General features: G+C 67.9%; 16 protein-coding genes. 10 read left to right on the top strand and 6 right to left on the bottom strand.

The window, feature by feature from the left end:
• The first annotated feature begins 82 nt into the window (after positions 1–82).
• Together ACYQ26_RS08455 and rdfA are read left to right on the top strand one after the other, a co-directional pair.
• Positions 83–1441, top strand: a complete 1359-nt coding sequence (locus tag ACYQ26_RS08455; RefSeq protein ID WP_459808451.1) for a glycerate kinase type-2 family protein — start codon at positions 83–85, stop codon at positions 1439–1441.
• A 285-nt stretch (positions 1442–1726) separates the two neighbouring features.
• Complete coding sequence (gene rdfA / locus ACYQ26_RS08450) at positions 1727–2374, top strand: rod-determining factor RdfA (protein WP_459808450.1); 648 nt, start codon at positions 1727–1729, stop codon at positions 2372–2374.
• A 141-nt stretch (positions 2375–2515) separates the two neighbouring features.
• Here the strand turns inward: rdfA and ACYQ26_RS08445 are convergent, their stop codons facing one another.
• Positions 2516–3595, bottom strand: coding sequence for a Vms1/Ankzf1 family peptidyl-tRNA hydrolase (locus tag ACYQ26_RS08445; RefSeq protein ID WP_459808449.1), 1080 nt, complete (start codon positions 3593–3595; stop codon positions 2516–2518).
• A gap of 175 nt (positions 3596–3770) precedes the next feature.
• Positions 3771–4769 (bottom strand): DMT family transporter, encoded by a 999-nt coding sequence (locus tag ACYQ26_RS08440; protein WP_459808448.1) that lies wholly within the window; start codon positions 4767–4769, stop codon positions 3771–3773.
• A gap of 223 nt (positions 4770–4992) precedes the next feature.
• Between ACYQ26_RS08440 and ACYQ26_RS08435 the strand changes: the two genes are divergently transcribed.
• From ACYQ26_RS08435 to ACYQ26_RS08425, 3 genes are all read left to right on the top strand, one after another.
• Positions 4993–5805: a helix-turn-helix transcriptional regulator gene (locus ACYQ26_RS08435; RefSeq protein WP_459808446.1), complete on the top strand. Its 813-nt coding sequence runs from the start codon at positions 4993–4995 to the stop codon at positions 5803–5805.
• Positions 5806–5966: 161 nt separating this feature from the next.
• Positions 5967–7457, top strand: coding sequence for an aldehyde dehydrogenase family protein (locus tag ACYQ26_RS08430; RefSeq protein WP_459808445.1), 1491 nt, complete (start codon positions 5967–5969; stop codon positions 7455–7457).
• Positions 7458–7609: 152 nt separating this feature from the next.
• The gene (locus tag ACYQ26_RS08425) at positions 7610–8437 is read left to right on the top strand and encodes an SDR family NAD(P)-dependent oxidoreductase (RefSeq protein ID WP_459808444.1); all 828 of its coding nucleotides are present in this window, start codon (positions 7610–7612) and stop codon (positions 8435–8437) included.
• A 62-nt stretch (positions 8438–8499) separates the two neighbouring features.
• On the opposite strand, the gene ACYQ26_RS08420 is transcribed toward ACYQ26_RS08425, so the two are convergent.
• Together ACYQ26_RS08420 and hpt are read right to left on the bottom strand one after the other, a co-directional pair.
• Positions 8500–9903 (bottom strand): uracil-xanthine permease family protein, encoded by a 1404-nt coding sequence (locus ACYQ26_RS08420; RefSeq protein WP_459808443.1) that lies wholly within the window; start codon positions 9901–9903, stop codon positions 8500–8502.
• Between the two features lie 170 nt (positions 9904–10073).
• Positions 10074–10628: a hypoxanthine/guanine phosphoribosyltransferase gene (gene hpt, locus ACYQ26_RS08415; RefSeq protein WP_459808442.1), complete on the bottom strand. Its 555-nt coding sequence runs from the start codon at positions 10626–10628 to the stop codon at positions 10074–10076.
• A gap of 271 nt (positions 10629–10899) precedes the next feature.
• Between hpt and lrp the strand changes: the two genes are divergently transcribed.
• Positions 10900–11361, top strand: a complete 462-nt coding sequence (lrp, locus tag ACYQ26_RS08410) for an HTH-type transcriptional regulator Lrp (protein ID WP_459808440.1) — start codon at positions 10900–10902, stop codon at positions 11359–11361.
• Positions 11362–11450: 89 nt separating this feature from the next.
• On the opposite strand, the gene ACYQ26_RS08405 is transcribed toward lrp, so the two are convergent.
• Positions 11451–11681, bottom strand: a complete 231-nt coding sequence (locus tag ACYQ26_RS08405; protein WP_459808439.1) for a DUF7860 family protein — start codon at positions 11679–11681, stop codon at positions 11451–11453.
• A 222-nt stretch (positions 11682–11903) separates the two neighbouring features.
• On the opposite strand from ACYQ26_RS08405, the gene ACYQ26_RS08400 reads away from it, so the two are divergent.
• The gene (locus tag ACYQ26_RS08400) at positions 11904–12731 is read left to right on the top strand and encodes a GNAT family N-acetyltransferase (protein WP_459808438.1); all 828 of its coding nucleotides are present in this window, start codon (positions 11904–11906) and stop codon (positions 12729–12731) included.
• Here ACYQ26_RS08400 and ACYQ26_RS08395 read toward each other — a convergent pair.
• Positions 12728–13243 (bottom strand): DUF2391 family protein, encoded by a 516-nt coding sequence (locus tag ACYQ26_RS08395; RefSeq protein ID WP_459808437.1) that lies wholly within the window; start codon positions 13241–13243, stop codon positions 12728–12730. The two genes, ACYQ26_RS08400 and ACYQ26_RS08395, sit on opposite strands and share 4 nt — an antisense overlap.
• Positions 13244–13504: 261 nt before the next feature.
• Between ACYQ26_RS08395 and ACYQ26_RS08390 the strand changes: the two genes are divergently transcribed.
• From ACYQ26_RS08390 to ACYQ26_RS08380, 3 genes are all read left to right on the top strand, one after another.
• On the top strand, positions 13505–15013 hold the full coding sequence (locus ACYQ26_RS08390; protein ID WP_459808436.1) for an SLC13 family permease: 1509 nt from the start codon (positions 13505–13507) through the stop codon (positions 15011–15013).
• A gap of 141 nt (positions 15014–15154) precedes the next feature.
• A complete protein-coding gene (locus ACYQ26_RS08385; RefSeq protein ID WP_459808435.1) occupies positions 15155–15805 on the top strand; it encodes a helix-turn-helix domain-containing protein in 651 nt (216 codons plus the stop codon).
• Positions 15806–15923: 118 nt separating this feature from the next.
• Positions 15924–17840, top strand: a complete 1917-nt coding sequence (locus ACYQ26_RS08380) for an ABC transporter substrate-binding protein (protein WP_459808434.1) — start codon at positions 15924–15926, stop codon at positions 17838–17840.
• Positions 17841–18068 lie beyond the last annotated feature (228 nt).

Here is an 18068-nt window from a genome sequence, read left to right as displayed (position 1 = left end):
TCGAGACGCAGCCCGTTCGAGAAGCGAGGGCGCTCGACGAACGGACGATAGATACATGCGGTTCTCTACGGTACGGAGTCGCATGGTCGACGTCCGGTTCGAGAACCACGACGCGCTCGCGCAGACCGACGCCCGCGAGGTGGCCCTCGAGTGCCTGCGTGCGGGAATCGAGGCCGCCCATCCGGCCGTACGAGTCGATGAGACGATCGCTGTTCACGGTGGAACCCTCGCCGTGACGGCCGTCGACGGGACGACGGCCGAGTACGACCTCGAGGAGTACGAGGACGTCTTCCTGATCGGCGGCGGCAACGCCGCGGGCCACTTCGCGACGGCGCTCGAGGGCGAACTCGGCGGTCGGCTGACCGACGGCGCCGTGGTTACGGACGATCCGAGCGAGACGGACGCCGTCGACGTGCTGGCGGGCGATCACCCGATACCCAGCGAGCGGGGCGTCGAACACGCCGAACGGGTGCTCGAGATCGCCGAGCGCGCGGACGAGAACGACCTCGTGATCGCGACGCTCACCGGTGGCGGCAGCGCCCTGCTTGCAGCCCCCGCCGAGCCGCTGTCGCTGTCCGATTTGCAGGCGGTCACCGAGGAACTGCTCGCCTGCGGCGCGACGATCGACGAGATCAACGCCGTCCGCAAACACTGCTCGGCGATCAAGGGCGGGCAGCTCGCCCGCGCCGCGGCGCCGGCGACCGTCGCGACGCTCGTCCTCAGCGACGTGGTCGGCGACGATCTCAGCGTGATCGCCAGCGGCCCCACCGTCCCGGACCCGTCGACGTACGACGACGCACTCGGGGTGCTCGAGCGGTACGCCCTCGACGTGCCGGCGGCGGTCCGAGACCACCTCGAGACCGGCGCGCGCGGCGAGCGCCCGGAGACGCCGACTGCCGGTGATCCGGCGTTCGAGCGGACGAGCGCACATGTGCTCGGGAGTGGGCGCACGGCGCTCGAGGCGGCCCGCAAAGCTGCCGCGGAGCGGGGGTACGAGCCGCTCGTACTTGCGGCGGGGGTGCGCGGCGAGGCGCGGGAGGCCGCGCTCACTCACGTCGCGATCGCCGAGGAGTGTCGCGAAACCGGCGGGCCGGCGTCGCCGCCCGCGGTTCTGCTCTCAGGCGGTGAGACGACGGTCACGCTCGGCGAGGACCACGGCCGCGGCGGACCGAACCAGGAGTTCGTCCTGAGCGGGGCGCTCGGGCTCGAGGCCGACGGCGTCGTCGTCGCGAGCGTCGATACGGACGGGATCGACGGGGCGACCGACGCCGCCGGCGCGATCGCGGACGCGACGACGGTACCCGAGGCGGACGGCCGCGACGCGCTCGAGCGCAACGACGCGCTGCCGACCCTCGACGACGCGGACGCCCTGCTCAGAACGGGGCCGACGGGAACGAACGTCAACGACCTCCGCGTGATCGTCGTCGACCCCGCGGAGTGACGGGGGACTGCACCGCGCCGACGACCGTTCGAACTCGCGGCTCGACGCTCTCGAGACGCGTCCTCGCTTGCGGTTCGACCATTACATACAAAACTCGATACGACGGCGATAGTATCACTTTCAGTATCACAAATCGGCCGGCGAAACGATCGCAGCCGGGCCGCGTCCGGAGTCGGACACGCAGCCGATCGCGACGTCGAACGGGGCCGGCCGATTACGTCGGTATTGCTGTAAACGTGCCGCCGTGCGGAAACCTTTTTTAGCGACGCCCGGTAGGCTGGGGTAGTGACCGAAACGAAGCCCGACGACCGCGCCGGCGACGCGTGCGGCTGTAAGGTCGGACGCATCGCCGACCGGTATGACCTCACCGGACTCGACGACGAACTCGTCCGCTACTGGACCGACGAGACCGACGATCGCTACAGCACTCGCGACCTCGCGGAACACGTCAACCAGCGCGTGCTCGCCGCGGCCCTCGACGAGGCCGGCCTCCAGTACAAGGACGGCGAAGTCGAGAACACCTACCGGCTGCTCACGAGCGACGACGTCAGCAGCGGGACGCGCGTCCAGACGCGCAAAGAACTCGAGCGCGACGCGGTGCCGATCGAGGACGTCGAGGGCGACTTCGTCTCCCACCAGACGGTCTACAACCACCTGACCGGCTGCCTCGAGGCCTCGCTCGAGTCCCCCAGCGACGAGGAGCGACTCGAGCGGAGCCGGGACAAGCTCGGCGCGCTCCGGAACCGGACCGCGGCCGTCACGGAGGACACGATCGCCCAGCTCGAGCGCGGCGACGTCCTCGATATCGGGGAGTTCAACGTGCTCGTCAACGTGACGGTGACCTGCGAGGAGTGTAGAACCCAGTACACGGTGCAGGATCTGCTCGAGCAGGGCGGCTGCGACTGTCAGCGGAGCGCGGACGCCGCGGAGTAATCGCGACTCCTTCGACGTCGGTTTCGCAGATTCGAAAGAGCGATTGCGGCCCCGATAGCTGACGAACTACCACATTCGAATGATGATGGGCAGTCTGGTAGGTCGGAGATTGGGTGGTCGCGTCGGAGTTGACCCGCCGGCTCACTCAATCGCGAACCGCAACAGCGCACCGACGCCGTCGAAGGCCTCGGCGAAGCGGTTGCCGTCCGGGAAATCGTCGGGGACGACGACCGTGTCGGCGCCCTGGTCCGTCGCCCGGTCGCCGAACGCCCGGAGGTGCTCGCCCTCGAGCGCCGTCGAGAGCAGCAGCGTTTCGACCGCGTCGTACTCGAGGGCGTCGTCGACCTCGTCGACGCCGTAGGCGACGGCCTCGTCGTCGTCGCGGATCGCCTCGAAGAAGTCCTCGAGGGCATCGCGGGCGTCGCGCCGGTCGCGCTCGTCGATTGCGGGCTGGCCCTTCTCCGCGAGTTGCCGAAGGCCCTGCTCGCTGGCGTACTCGACCGCGAACTCGCCGACGAGGCGATCCTCGAGGCGGTGATCGAGGTCGGCCTCCTCGCGGAAGTCCTCGACCGTGCCGGTCGTGCCGCCGAGCAGGACGCCGTCGACCGATCCGGTCTCGCAGAACTCGAGGGCGGCGCGCTCGGCGACCTCGTCGAAGAACTCCCGCTTTTGCCGTTCGCGGTCGCGCTCGAACCGCTCGGCCGACTGGCCGCCGGCGCTGGACTTGCCCGGGACGTCGCTGTCGAGCGTCTCGATCGGTTCGACGTCGCTGTCGTCGAGTCGGCCCAGCGCGGCGGCGCCGCGCTCGACGACGAGCAGCCCGTAGGTCGACTCGGGTTCGGCGACGCCTTCCAGCGGCGAGAGGTCGAACTCGTTGCCGTGCTCGTAGATCGACTCGTCGATCGGCGCGGGGAGGTCGTCGAAGACCGCCGTCACGAGGTCGCCGTCGGGCGCGCCGGCGTAGATGGCCAGTCCGTGTTCGGGGACCTCTTCGTAGTCGTTCAGTTCGCTGCGGACGGTCTCGAGGGCGTCGGTCAGCGGCTTCGGGAACGACTGTTCGTCGAGCTGGCTCGCCTCGGCGTAGTCGGTTTCGACCGGCTGGCGGGCCTCGCCGATCGATTCGTCCGGGGGGACCGCCAGCGTGACGAGGATATCGCGGTCGGCGTCGGCCGAGGAGAGACGATCGAGTCGGTCGTGGAGTTCGTAGTTTGCCATCGACATACTAGCAGGGTCGTCGACGCACCGGCGGTGCTCGTCACCAGTGATCGACGGTATCCGGCGTAGGCCGGGAACCGGGTTGAGGAATCTGCTGGCGCTCTCAAGTGCGAACTGCCTCGAGCGCCTCGAGAAATCGACCGACGGCGGGACCCGATGCGGACGCGGGAACGGAACCGAGTTAGTCCGAGCGGTAGCCGCGCGGTTCCTCCTCGAGCGCGGCGCGCTCGTCGTCGACCTCGGAGCCGACCGGCACGTCGAACGAGAGGCCGGGCAGCAGCGACCGGACGTCGATCGATTCGCTGCCCAGCACCGCGAAGCCGGCGAAGATCGTCAGGAAGCCGACGGCGGCCGAGGGCGCGATGCGCTCGTCCAGCAGGGCCCAGCCGCCGAGCGTCGAGACGGCCGGCACGACGTAGAAGATCAGGTTCGCGCGGATCGCGCCGGTCGAGTCGAGCAGGGCGAAGTAGGCGATGTACGCGAGGACGCCGGCGAAGACGCTGACGTACGCCAGCGCCGCGATCGCACCCGGGGTCCACGCGATCGACGCGGCCGATTCGCCGGCCAGCGCCGAGAAGCCGTGCGAGAGCGCGGCGGCGAGGGGCAGTCCCCACGCGATCCGGACCGTGCTCGAGACGGTCGCGTCGGCGCGGCGGATGAGGACGGCGCCGAGCGCGGCGCTGACCGCGCCGGCGAACAGGATCGCCTTCCCGACGGCGTCGCCGCCCAGCAGGTTCGCGGGGTCGGGGCTGACGACGAGTGCGACGCCGAGCAGACCCAGCACCATCCCGACCGCGCCGCGGGCCGAAAGGCGCTCGTTAGAGAGCAGCACGGCCGCGAACACTGGCGTCAGGATCGGGTTGAGGCTGAAGACGATCGACCCGACCGCGCTGGTCGCGTACTGCTGGCCGACGAACAGCAGCGAGTTCGACAGCCCGATCACGAAGACGCCGGTCGCGACGATCCCCAGCGCGTCGCCGCGGGTCGTCGGCAGAATCTCGTCGCGCGAGACCGTCACGGCGACGTACGCCGCCATGAGGACGGCCGCGACGTCGAACCGCAGCGCGACGAACAGCAGCGGCGGGAAGAACTCCAGTCCCGCTTTGGCCGCGACGAACGTCCCCCCGAAGAAGAGACTCGAGAGGACGAAGAAGGCGGCCGTTCGGCGATCTATCTCCACGAGGCGATCACCTCGACGTCCGATGCGTGCAGGAGGGACGCCTGACGGGGCGTCGGAGGGGCGCGCGTGAGAAGCATATCTATCCATAGGGGTGCAAGGGGGATAGTTTTGTTCAGAAAATATTTCACGGCAAGAAATATGCAAGACGGCGTTACACTCTTTCACGTCGTGAAATTATTTCACGGGGGGAAAACTGTTTACCGCGGCGGACTCGAGTACCCGTATGAACGCGACGGACCCGTCGGCATCGGCCCTCGAGGAGATCGAGTTCCTCGCGCTCTCGGCGAACCGCGTCGACGTGCTCCGGCTCCTCTCGGAGGGCCGGTACACGCGGACCGAACTGGCCCAGGAGACGGGCGCGTCGCAGGCGACGCTCGGCCGGATTCTGGGAGATTTCGCCGACCGGTCGTGGATCGAACGCGACGGTAGCGAGTACGCCGCGACGGCGACCGGCCAGCTCGTCGCATCCGGCTTCACCGACCTGCAGGACATCCTCGAGACCGAGCGGCGGCTGCGCGGGATCGTGGAGTATCTGCCGACCGAGACGTTCGGGTTCGACATCCGGCGGCTGGCGGACGCGCGAATCACCGTTCCGAGCCAGACCCGACCGAACGCACCGCTGCAGCGCCTGCTCGACCTGCTCGAGGACGCGACGGAGGTCCGGGCGGTCTCGCACGCCTTCAACGAGCAGAATCTGACCACCGTCCAGGAGCGAGCGGCGACCGGCGAGCAGACCTTCGAGGGCGTCTTCTCGCGGGACGCGATCGACGCGCTCGCGGACGACTCCGCGCTGCGGACGCAGTTGCGGGAACTGCTCGAGACCGATCGCGCGACGGTCCGCATCTACGACGACGAAATCCCGCTCGCGGCGATGATCATCGACGACGTCGTCTACCTCCTGGTGCGCGACGAGCAGGGAATCCTACGGGCGTCGATCGACAGCGACGACGACGAGATCCGCGCGTGGGCCCGGGAGACGTTCGCCGACTACTGGGAGGGAGCCGAGCCGCTCGAGGCCGACGCGCTGTCGTCCTGACGGCACGCCGGCCTCGAGCGGCGTTCGACGGTGCGACGGGCGGACCGCGAACAGCATTGCGCCCCCATCCCGTCCGGCCTCGAGCGCCGAGAAGGGTTCGAAGCCGGCGGCGTGTTCGCCGGCCGAATCCCTTTTACGCTATTCTACCAACTGGTAAACGTATGGTCGACAGCATTTCTATCGAGGCCGACTGGGACGTCCAGTACATCGACGGCGAGTGGACCACGGGCGAGAGCGAGGAGACGATCGCGGTCGAGGATCCGTCGACCCGCGAGACGGTCGCGGAGGTTCCCGCGGGCGTCGAGGCCGACGTCGACGCGGCCTACGAGGCGGCCGCCGCCGCGCAGGAGGAGTGGAAGGACCAACCGCCGGCCCGGCGAGCCGAGGTCATTCGGCAGTTCCACGAGGCCGTAGAGGAACACAGCGAGGAGATCGTCGAACTGCTCGCTCACGAAGTCGGCGGGACGCGGATCATGGGCGAGACGTCCATTCACATCGCCGGCGACCACGCCACCGAGGCCGCGACGCTCCCGCGGCGGATGAAGGGCGAACACGCCGCCTCGAACATCCCCGGGAAGGAGAACATCGTCCAGCGCGAGGCCAAGGGCGTGGTGACGGTCATCTCGCCGTGGAACTTCCCGCTGAACCTCTCGATGCGGGCGGTCGCGCCCGCCATCGCCGCGGGCAACAGCGTGGTGCTCAAGCCGTCGACGAACTCCCCGATCACGGGCGGGCTGCTGTTCGCGAAGCTGTTCGAGGAAACCGACCTCCCCGACGGCGTGCTCAACGTCGTCACCGGCCGCGGGAGCGAGATCGGCGACCGCGTGGCGAGCCACCCCGAGAGCGACGTGGTGGCGTTTACCGGCTCGACGGAGGTCGGCCAGCACGTCGCCAGCCTCGCCGGCGAGAACCTTGCCGTCCCCGCGATGGAACTGGGCGGCAACAACGCCTTCGTCGTGACCGACGACGCCGACCTCGAGCGGGCGCTCGACGGCGCGACGTTCGGTTCGTTCGTCCACCAGGGGCAGGTCTGTATCTCGATCAACCGCCACATCGTCCACGAGGACATCTACGACGAGTACGTCGAGCGCCTCTCCGAGCGCGCCGAGGAACTTCCGGTCGGCAGCGCCCACGACGAGGACACCGTCGTCGGTCCGATCATCGACGAGTCCCAGCGCGACGAGATCCTCGAGTACGTCGAGGAGACGGTTAACCAGGGCGCGACCCTCGAGACCGGCGGCAAGACGGTTCCGGTCGAAGGGGTCGACGACTCGCTGGTCGTCGCACCGACGGTCCTCTCGGACGTGACCAACGACATGGCCGCCGCGTGCAACGAGCACTTCGGCCCGATCGCGCCGGTCATCCCGTTCTCCGACGTCGACGAGGCCGTCGAGATCGCCAACGACACCGAGTTCGGCCTCTCCGGCGCCGTCCACGCCGGCGACCTCGAGGTCGCGAAGGACATCGCGGACCGCATGGAGACCGGGAACGTCCACATCAACGACCAGCCGATCAACGACGAGGCCCACGTCCCCTTCAGCGGCATCGGTGCCTCGGGAATGGGGTCGTACAACAGCGACGCGTTCCTCCGCGAGATCACCGAGACGAAGTGGGTCTCGATCCAGCACGAGCCGCGGGAGTATCCCTTCTAAGCCTTCACGAGCACGAGAGTAGCCCTTCTAAGCGGCCCGCTTCGCGCTGCGATCCCGGCCGGTCGGGACGGGCAGGTCGGCCGGTGACCGCCGCCGGTCCACGGTCGCCCGATATCCCCCACAGCTAAGAGAACCGTCGTCTCATTTGACATATGGGCGCGTTAACGTACGACTTCGACGACGAGACGGTGATCGTGACCGGCGGCGCATCGGGCATCGGACGCGAGGTCGCGACACGCTTCGGCGAGGCGGGTGCGACGGTCATCGTCGCCGACGTTCGCGAGGAGCCTAAACGCGAGGGCGAATCGACGCCGACCCACGAGCGCATCGAGGACGCCGGCGGTCGGGCGACCTTCGTCGAAACCGACGTCACCGACTCCGACGACGTCGCGGCCGTCATCGAGGCCGCCCGCGAGTTCGGCGGCGTCGACGTGATGGTCAACAACGCCGCGATCTACCGCCACGGCTCGGTGCTCGAGACCGACCTCGAGACGTTCGACCGGCTCCTCGAGATCAACGTGCAGGGGGTCCTCGCGGGTACCCGAGCGGCCGCCAGGGACATGCTCGACCGGGACGAGCCGGGGACGATCGTCAACACGGCCTCGATCAGCTCCGAGTACGCCCAACTGGGCCACTCGATGTACGACAGTTCGAAGGGCGCGGTGATGATGCTCACGCGCGTGGCCGCGCTCGAGTTAGCTCCCTACGACATCCAGGTCAACGCCGTCGCGCCGGGGATCGTGAAGACGGCGTTTGGCGCCGAAGGCCCTGCCCGCTCGCGGGACGAGGGACTCATTCTCGAGGACGCCGATATTCCGGACCCGCTCGAGCACGAGGGCGAGGTCGGGACGGACATCCCGATGGGACGGATGGCGGAGCCGGAGGACATCGCCGGGCCGTACTTGTTCCTAGCGAGCGACGACGCCGAGTACATGACGGGCCACCTGCTGTACGTCGACGGCGGGTACAGCATCCTCTGACGGGCGGGGAACGCGACGTTCTTTTTCTCAGAAATTCGAACGACGAAACCGAAGCGACGCTGTTAGTCGTCGGTGGGAGCCGTCGCGGCGTCGGCCGAGCCGGTCGTCCCGTCCGCGTCTGCGACGGCGTCGAACAGCGGGCTCTGTTCGCCGGGGACGAACGTGTTGAGCGCCAGCGCCGAGAGCGCGGTGACGATGACCGGCTGGCCGAAGAACGTCTCCGCGGCGTCGGGCAGGCCGGCGAGCGCTTCGGGCGTCGTCGCGATGCCGAGGCCGAGCCCCAGCGAGACGGCGACGACGACCGTGTTCCGGCGGTCGAGGTCGGCGTGGGTGACGATCAGGCGGAAGCCGCTGGCGGCGACCATCCCGGCCATCAGCAACACGGCGCCGCCGAAGACGGCGCTGGGGATGGTCGTGACGGCGGCGCCGACCGTCGGGCTCAGGCCGAGAACGGCGAGGAACAGGCCGCCGATGCCGACGACGTGGCGGCTCATCACGCCCGTGAAGTTGACGATGCCGACGTTCTGCGAGAAGGAGGTGATCGGGAACGCGCCGAAGACGGCGCCGACCGAACTCAGCAGGCCGTCGTTGAACAGCCCGCCGCGGAACTCCTCGTTGGTCGGATTCCGGCCCTCCGCGGCCGTGACGCCGGACATGTCGCCGACGGTCTCCATCGCGGAGACCAGAAAGAGCACGGCGAAGGTGGCGATCGCGATCGGCTCGAACTCGAAGCCAAAGCGGGTGGGCTCGGGGAAGGCGACCAGCGCGGCCTCGCCGACCGGCGAGAAGTCGACGAGCTCGAGGCCGGTCGCGAACGTCACCGCGACGGCGACCGCGTAGCCGACGGCGATGGCGACGAGCACGGACAGCAGTCGGGTGACGCCCCGAGTGAGCATGTTGAGGCCGACGGCGATCGCCAGCACGAGCGCGGCCAGACCGGTGTGGTACAGCGCGCCGAAGTCGGACGCGCCCGCGCCGCCGGCGGCGTAGTCCATCGCCACCGGAATGAGGTAGAGGCCGATGATGACGACGACGAGGCCGGTCACCAGCGGCGGGAAGAAGGGTTTGATGCGCTTGAACTGCCAGCCGATCAGCCCCTCGACAAGAAAGCCCGTGACGAGGATCGCGCCGAAGACGGCGGCCATCCCGTAGTCCAGCCCGATCGAGATCGACGCCCCCACGAACGTGAAACTCGAGCCCATGACGATCGGCAGGCGCGCGCCGACCGGGCCGACGGTGTAGGCCTGGATCATCGTCGCCAGCCCCGAAAACAGCAGGACCATCTGGACGATATAGGCCGTATCGGGACCGAGGCCGACCTCGCCCCCGACGACGTAGGCCACCGCCGTCGCCGGCACGATCATCACCGCGACGTGCTGGAGCCCCAGCAGGATCGATTTCGGTAGCGGCGGTTTCTCGTCGAGACCGTACTCGAGCTGAATCCCCCCGTCGGAGTCGGTTGCCATCTATGGGCGCCAGATTGCAGAGGGCTGCATAAAAAGTTTCGTAAACGAGCCCATAGCGCGGCCCGGGAGCCACATAGTATGCACATTCTTGACCACGAATTGCAGAGAGGTGCATACATCGGTCCGTTCGTAGTCGCCGTTCCCGGTCGACGGCCGCCGGGTCGCAGCGCTCAGTGCGTCGAGTGGACAGTCACTTCGCCGTCTTCGACCGTGATGTCGACGAGGCTCGTCGCCTCGTACGGCGTGTCGTCCATCGCCGACTCGCCGACCTTCCGCATCACGACGACGATGTCGACGATCTCGGCCCCGATGTCGTCCAGGGCCCCGCAGATCGCCGCCAGCGTCCCCCCGGTCGAGAGCATGTCGTCGACGATGACGACCCGGTCGCCGTCCTCGATGTCGTTGATGTACATCTCCGACTCCGAGTAGCCCGTCTCCTGGTGGAGCGACACCTCGCCCTCGAGGCCGTACTCGCGTTTCCGGATCACGACGAGCGGGATGTCGGTCTGCAGGGAGAGCGCGGTCGCGAGGTGGATGCCCATCGCCTCGGGGGCGACGATCTTGTCGACGTCGAGGTCGATCGTCCGCATGACCTCGACGACGACCTCGCGCAGCAGGTCGGGGTCGAGCCGCGGCACGCCGTTACTGATCGGGTGGACGAGGTACTCGTAGCCGTCCTTGTCGATGATCGGTGCGTCGTCTAAGGACTCGAGGAGCCGCTCCATACTGCCGGTTCGGAAAATCGAGGCAAAAATCGTTCGTTCTCGTCGTCTCCCCCTCGCGCTCGGCCCTGCCCTCGTGCTCCGCCCCACTCGCCGTCGTCACCAGTGACGCACTGCGGGTGGGACGGATCCGATCGGCCGGATGTCCGAGCGGCGCTCGGAAAGCTGGCACCGACCCCGATATATACGCCCGCGGATCTGAGAGAGATAGTAATCGGCGCAAAAAACTGAATATTCGTAAACATCTAGTAGTGGAAGCGATCTACTCAACGGCATGACGTACGAACATCTCGACGCCGATCTCGTCAACGAACTGCTCGGCAACGGCCGCGCGAGCCTGCGCAGCCTCGCGGAGGAGCTGGACGTCTCCGTCACGACGGTCTCGAACCACCTCTCCGACCTCGAGGAGGAGGGCGTGGTCGAGGGCTACACGCCGATCATCGACTACGACGCGGTCGGCTACGACGTCACGGCGATCATGCAGCTCAAAGCCGAGGGGAACGCCCTCCCCGAGATCACGGAGACGCTCCGAGAGCACGACCAGATGATCTCCGTCTACGAGGTCACGGGCGACTACGACGTCATCGCGATCGGTAAGTTCCAGGACACCGACGACATGAACGACCAGATCAAGGAACTGCTGACCGATCCCGACATCAACCAGTCCAACACGAGCGTCGTCCTCAACCAGGTCGCCGAGAACCAGCAGTTCGAACTGGAAAGCGCAGACGACTAGCGGACGTTCCGTCAGTCGGTCGCTCCGTTCGTCGCTGATCGATACCGCCGATTCGGGTCGTAGTTGCGGTCGAATCGGACCGGGACGGCTTATTCGGTGAGCGGAAGGTAGATCCCGAAGATCCACACCGAGAAGAAGGCGATGAGGATGCCGAGCCCCTCGGAGTAGGTGAGGAGTCTATCTTCCCAGCCGGGGAGGTCGCCGACGACCGCGTGACCGACGAGTTCGGCACCGCCGCCGACCGCGAGCAATCCGATTCCGAACAGGAACCCCGCTTTCGTCAGCAAGGAGTAATCGAGATCGCCGTAGCGCCGTTGCATAGCTAAGGCAGAACGATCCATCGAATTAACAGTTTCGTCCCCGGCTCGCCGGTCGGGCAGCGGAACCGAGCGGAGACGATACTGTTCCGCGAGCGACGGGTCAATCGACGCCGCCCGGTGCTCGAGGGCCGACGACGAGACGCGTCGAGTTCCCCGGAAGCGCGCTCGTTCGCTTGTTCGCGCCGGCACCTCGCTTATCCGGATTGGCGCCGAAGCGTCCGTATGGAGATTCGGGAGCCGGAACCGGACGAGGCCGAGCGGATCCGAGCGGTCGTGGACAGTTCGATGACGACCACGTTCAGGCTGAGCCCCGGCCAGATCGACGCGATCACCGAGACGGAGTTGAGCGACGAGGTCGTCGACGGAAAGCTCGGCGACGACGAGACCGTGTTACTGATCGCCGAAACCGGCGAAGACATCGAGGGCGAGGCGATCGCCGGGTTCGTCGAGGGCAGCCTCGTCGGCGACGGCGAGTGGGGCGAACTCAACTGGCTGTTCGTCGACCCCGAGCACCGCGGCCGCGGCATCGGCACGGCGCTGTACGAGGCCGCGACCGACGCCCTCCGCGATCGGGGGGCCGATCACGTCTGCGTCACCGTCCTCGAGGCCAACACCGAGGGCCACCAGTTCGTCGAGCGGTTCGGCCTCGAACACGAGGGCGACCGGCGGGTCGAGATCGCCGAGGAGTCGTTCGTGAAGTACGTCTACGCGGACCCCGACGCGGACCTCGAGTTGCCGAGCGAGGCGGGCGACGAGGACGCCGAAGCGGGCGCGTTCCCCGAGACCGAGGAGCGCGAGGGGCAACTGACGGCGACGACGGACGGCGGTGAGACGGTCTACATCGCTCGCGACGAGGAGGAATCCGGGACCGCGTCGTCCTTTTACGCGGCCTACGAGGACGCGGAATTCTCCGAGCAGTTCGGCTTTTACTGCGCGAACTGCGGCTCGCTCGACATCTCGCTGGACAACATGGACCGCCTCGAGTGCGGCGACTGCGGGAACTCCCACGCGTCCCGGTCGGGGGAGTCCTACGACGACTCGTATCTCTAATCGTCGAGTCCGTTGCAGGTGTCGGTTCCGTTGTCGGTGCCAGTCCCGTTGCCGTTGTTCGAGTCCGGTTTCGAGAAGAGACTGTCGGCCGTCGCCGCGCCGACGACGCTGAAGACCGAGCCGACGCTGACGGCGGTGAACGTTGTCACGACGACCTCGCGGGTCGATGTGCCGTCCTGAATGAACGCGTCCGGGGCGTCCAACAGTAACGCGAGCACCGTTACGGAGCCGAACGAGACGAGCATGAGTGAAATGAACCGGAGCGGAATCCCGGCGACCTCCTGTTCCTCGTCCACGTCGCGGGTCGTGTCCGCCGCGTACAGCGCGCCGTAGCCGATGCCGAACACGACGATCACGATCCCGAGCGTCTGCCAGCCGTTCATACTCTTGGCGAGCGTCCAGACCTCCTCGGTGACCACGAACGGCCCCGCGAGGAGGAACCCGCCGACGATCTGCTGGGCCGAGTCCGCGAGCCGGAACTGCCGCGGCCGGCGTGGGCGTCGAATTCTCATAGTCGGAGACTTACAGCCGACCGATATAACGCTCCCGCTCGCGCGCGACCGGGGCCGCAACGACGCGTCGCGATCCACTCGAGGGCAACGGCGTCGCTTAACGGCGGTTTACGGCTCGAGCGAGTGGATCGGCGCTCGAGGCGACTCGGGACCGATCGCGGCTCGGTGGCGTAATCGCTCGTTGCGGCGGCTCGAGCGAGGGCCCGCACGATTTTGCGGCCGACACCAGATTCTTCAGCCGGGACGGCGACGGTGGCGGTAATGCGCGGCTGGGTCGACGAGGCGGCGGGGACGATCGAACGGGCGCTCTCGGTGCAAACGGCGGGGTTGCTCGCGGCCGCGGGGATACTCGCGATCGGCGTCCTGGCGCCCTCGCCACCGTCGCTGACCGTCGCGGGACAGCGCGCGCTGGCGGTCTTCCTGTCGGCGCTCGTGCTCTGGCTCGCCCGGCCCGTACCGTACGTCGTGTCCAGCGTGCTCGGCGTCACGTTGCTGTTCGCGCTCGGGGCCGTCGACTCGTTCGCTACGGCGACGGCCGGCTTCACGTCGACGCTCGTGTTCTTCCTGCTCGCGCTCCTGCTACTGGGCGACGCCACAGCGCGGGTTGGTCTGGATCGGCAACTTGCGCGGCGACTCCTGCCCGCCCGGCGGACGCCGGGGCGAGCGCTTCGGGCGGTCGCCGGGAGCGTGCTCGCGCTGGCGCTCGTGATGCCGTCGGCGACGGCTCGAGCCGTGACGTTCGTGCCGATCGTGAAGCGGGTCGGGGCCGCGTTCGGGTCGGACGCCGAAACCGGGTTCGAGCGCGGGGCGTTTCTCGTCCTCGGCCACGTCAACCCGATCGCCTCGATGGGGCTAATGACCGGCGGCGGCATGGCGCTCGTGACCGCCGAGATCGTCTCGGAGACGATGCGCCCGATCGCGTGGGTGGAGTGGGCCGTCCTCATGGGGCCGCCCACGCTCGTCCTGTACGCGGCGGCGACCGTCGCGGCGGGGTTGTTCGCGCGGATCGGCGACGCCCGGGCGCTCGAAGCGAGCGCGGACCGCCGGTTGGAGTCCGACGGCGCCGGGGGATCAGGCGGCGCCGGGGCCTCGAGCGGGGCGGACGGAGACGAGCTTTCGGCCGCAGCGGACGACGACGGAGCAGCGCCGCTGACCCGCGACCAGCGGATCGTCGGCGCCGTCCTCGTCGGGACGGTCGCGGCCTGGATCCTCGGCTCGTTCGTCGGGATCCCGACGATACTCCCCGCCGTCGCGGCCGTCGCGGTCCTGTCGCTGCCGTCCGTGGCCGTCATCACGGCCGAGGATATTGCGGAGACGAGCTGGGGGATTCTCTTTCTCATCGGCGCGATGCTGTCGATCCTCGACGTCCTGCGGACGACCGGGGTGATCTCGGCGCTCGTCGACGGGTTGACCCGGTGGATCCCGTTCGCGGCGCTGGCCGACTGGCAGGCCGCGGCCGTCCTGCTCGGCCTCGCCGTCGGCGTTCGGACGCTGTTCTCGACCGGCTCGGCCGCGATCGTCGTCGCGCTTCCGATCGTCCTCGAGCTCGCCGATGCCGTCGGTCTCGACCGCCTGTCGCTCGCGTTGAGCGTGTTGCTGGTCGTCGGCTCGACGACGATCCTGCCGTTCAACACGACCGCAGTCTTGGTGTCGATGGACCGCGGCCCGCTCTCGCACCGCGATATCGCCGCGTTCGGGCTAGTGACGATGGGACTTTCCGCCGCGGTCGCCGCCCTCTCGTGGCTCGTCTACTGGCCGCTGGTGACCTGACGCGGTTTCGGTCCCCTCGAGACGGCGGTGAGCGCCGCCGGTTCCGGTAAACGTGAGGTATATATGAGCCGGGCGGCGTCTTGCCCGTAAGGAGGGTCTCCGATTCTACGCGTCGAGTTCACGACGGTACCGACGGGCGTGATGGCGAAGTTACATCGGGCGCTGGACGACGTCCGGAGCATCGAACTCGACAACGCGTTCTACGTCGAGGACGGCACGTGGATCGAATCCCTGACCGTCGCCGTCGACGGCGACTTCGACCCTGAGACCGCCCTCGAGGGCATCTCCGGCGCGTCGCTGTACTACGAGAGCGAGATCCCGACCGCGTCGGCGGACCTCGAGATCCGTCGGCTCGCGATCCTCGCGAACGAGTCGTACCCCTTCATTCTGAGCCTGATTCTGCGACAGGAGGTCATTCCGAACCGGATCGTCCTGCAGAACGACCGGTTCGAAGTCGTGACGACCGCGCGCGACTGGGACCAGTTCCGGTCGATGGCCGACGAGGTGCAGGAGACGCTCGGCGAGTTCGAACTGCTGTCGGTCGCCCGAGACGAGGAGCCCGGCGAGCCCCTCGACAGCGGCCGACTGACGGAGGTCCTCGTCTCGAAGCTCACCGACGACCAGCTCGCGGTCCTCGAGACGGCCTACAACAGCGGCTACTTCGACGTGCCCCGGGACGTCTCGGAGACCGAACTCGCGGCCGACCTCGACGTGTCCCAGTCGACGCTCAACGAGCGACTGCGGACCGCCGAGCGGACGCTGCTGGAACTCATCTACGGGCCCCGCGAGTGACTGGCGACCGATTCGGCTCCAAATCGGGCCGATAGTTCTTGCCCCGTTTTAAAGAATAATAGCTATCGCCCGGTATCGGGGGAACAATCATCCTAGATAGGCGGTAACGTGGGGGTGGATGTCGCAAGGAGAAAATGATGATAAATTGACGGCCGACGGCGCCGGGACGACGCGCCGGGGCTACCTCGCCGCGACCGCCGCGACGCTCGCGACGGGTGCCGCGGGGGCGCTCGCGGGGTGTAGCGCGAGCCGCGGAGAGGGCCTCGAGCCGGACGTCCCCGACGACGTTCCGGAGACCGTCGAGACGCAGTACTGGCGGGAGTGGGAGACCGTCGACGCCGACTCGCCGCCGCTGGAGTACAGCGCGACGGCCGGCGCGGTGCTCGATCCGGTGCCGGTCGAGTTCTCGAGCGAGGACGATCCCTGGATGCGCGAGCACGCGCTGATGGTCAAGCGCGGGCTCAACGACCTGGGGATCGCCGTCGAGCTCAACGATCGACCGCTGAACCAGCTGTACGCGCAGAGCTGGACGGCAAAGGGGCTCGAGGCGATCGTTTCGATGAGCACGCACGGTCCCGACCCGCAGCGGGGGCTCGATCCGAACCCGCTGTTGATGCGCCGGACCGAGGGGTCGCTCTCGAACTACGACAACTACTACCACCCCGAGCTGCAGGAGGTGCTCACCGAGCAGGCCCGGACGACCGACCGGGAGAAGCGGGAGGAACTCGTCGATCGGGCCCAGGAACTGTTCGCCGAGGACGTCGGGGGGCTCATCACGCTGTTCCCCGAGATCATCACCGCGGTGAACACCCGGAAGTGGAGCGGGTACGTGAAAACGCCGGGCAACGGGCCGACGCTGGACTCGTTCGTCTGGACCGAGGTCAACCTCCAGCCCGAAACCGACACTCGAACCTACGTCAAGGGCGTCACCACGTCGATGAACTCCCTGAACCTGCCGTGGGCCGCGGGCGGGGCGGAGGCCAAGCGGCTCACGTTCATCTACGACGGGCTGTTCGACGCGACGCCCGATCTGGACGTGGTGCCCGCGCTGGCGACCGGCGGCGGGTTCGTCGACGATACGACCGTCGAACTCGAGCTCCGCGAGGGGGTCGAGTGGCACGACGGCGAGGCGTTCACCGCCGAGGACGTGAAGTTCACCGTCGAACTGTACAAGGAAAAGTCCTCGACGAGCCAGGTGCCGTTCTACGAACCCATCGAGTCGGTCGAAGTGCTGGGCGACCACGCGGTCAGGTTCAATCTGAAGAACCCCGACGCGTCGTTCATGACTCAGCGGGTCGTTCGGAGCGTGATCCTGCCGAAGCACCGCTGGGAGGACGTCGACAACCCCTCCCAGTACAACCCGGACGAACCCGTCGGCACCGGTCCCTTCCAGTTCGAGGACTGGGAGCAGGGGACGCGGTTCGAAGCGTCGCGAAACGACGACCACTGGATGTTCGACGACGACTGGCGGGCCGACGCGCTGGGCGAGCAGGCCGAGCGCGGGCCCGGCGTCGAGAGCGTGATCTGGATCAACGTGAGCAACGTCGACGCGCTGATCGGGGCACTGCAGAGCGGCGACATCGACGCGATCGGGTCGAACCTCTCGGACCTGCAGGCCGACCGCGCGGCCAACACCGACGGAATCGAAAAAATGTCGACGGGGAGCTACGCCCCGCTGGACACGAAGCTCATGTTCTCCTGCCCGCTGGTGCGGGACAAGGAGTTCCGCGTCGCGCTGGCGAGGGCCGTCGACTCGAGGGGGTTCGTCGAGGACTTCCTGCAGGGCCAGGGGACCGTCCCGACCGGCGAGAACCCGATCTCGGAACTCACGCAGTGGCACAACCCGGAGACGACCGAGTACGGCTACGACGTCGAGGAGGCGCGGGCGATCCTCGAGCGGGCGGGCTACACGTGGGACGGCGACGGCAATCTGCGCTTCCCCAACGGCGAGGCCTGGGCGGCGTTCGTCGAACGAGTCCAGCCCGAGAACACCAACAAGCGCCGCGACGAACTCGATCAACCTGATTTCTCGTGAGGACGACCATGCAATCGAGACGACTACCACGGCTGACGAACGGCGGTTCGCGAACCGTGCGACGAGGGAGCCGTCCGGCGACGGCACCGGCGTCGGTCGCACGGATGCGAACGGCACCCGAGACGAATCGAACACCCGACCGCACGCCGACTCGAGCGGAGCGCACGCTCCACCGGGACACCGGCTCGAGCGGGCGGTCGGCGAACGGCAGTGCGATCGCAAACGCGG

The organism is Halopiger thermotolerans, from assembly GCF_054654555.1.
This window is presented reverse-complemented; position numbering and strand designations above follow the sequence as displayed.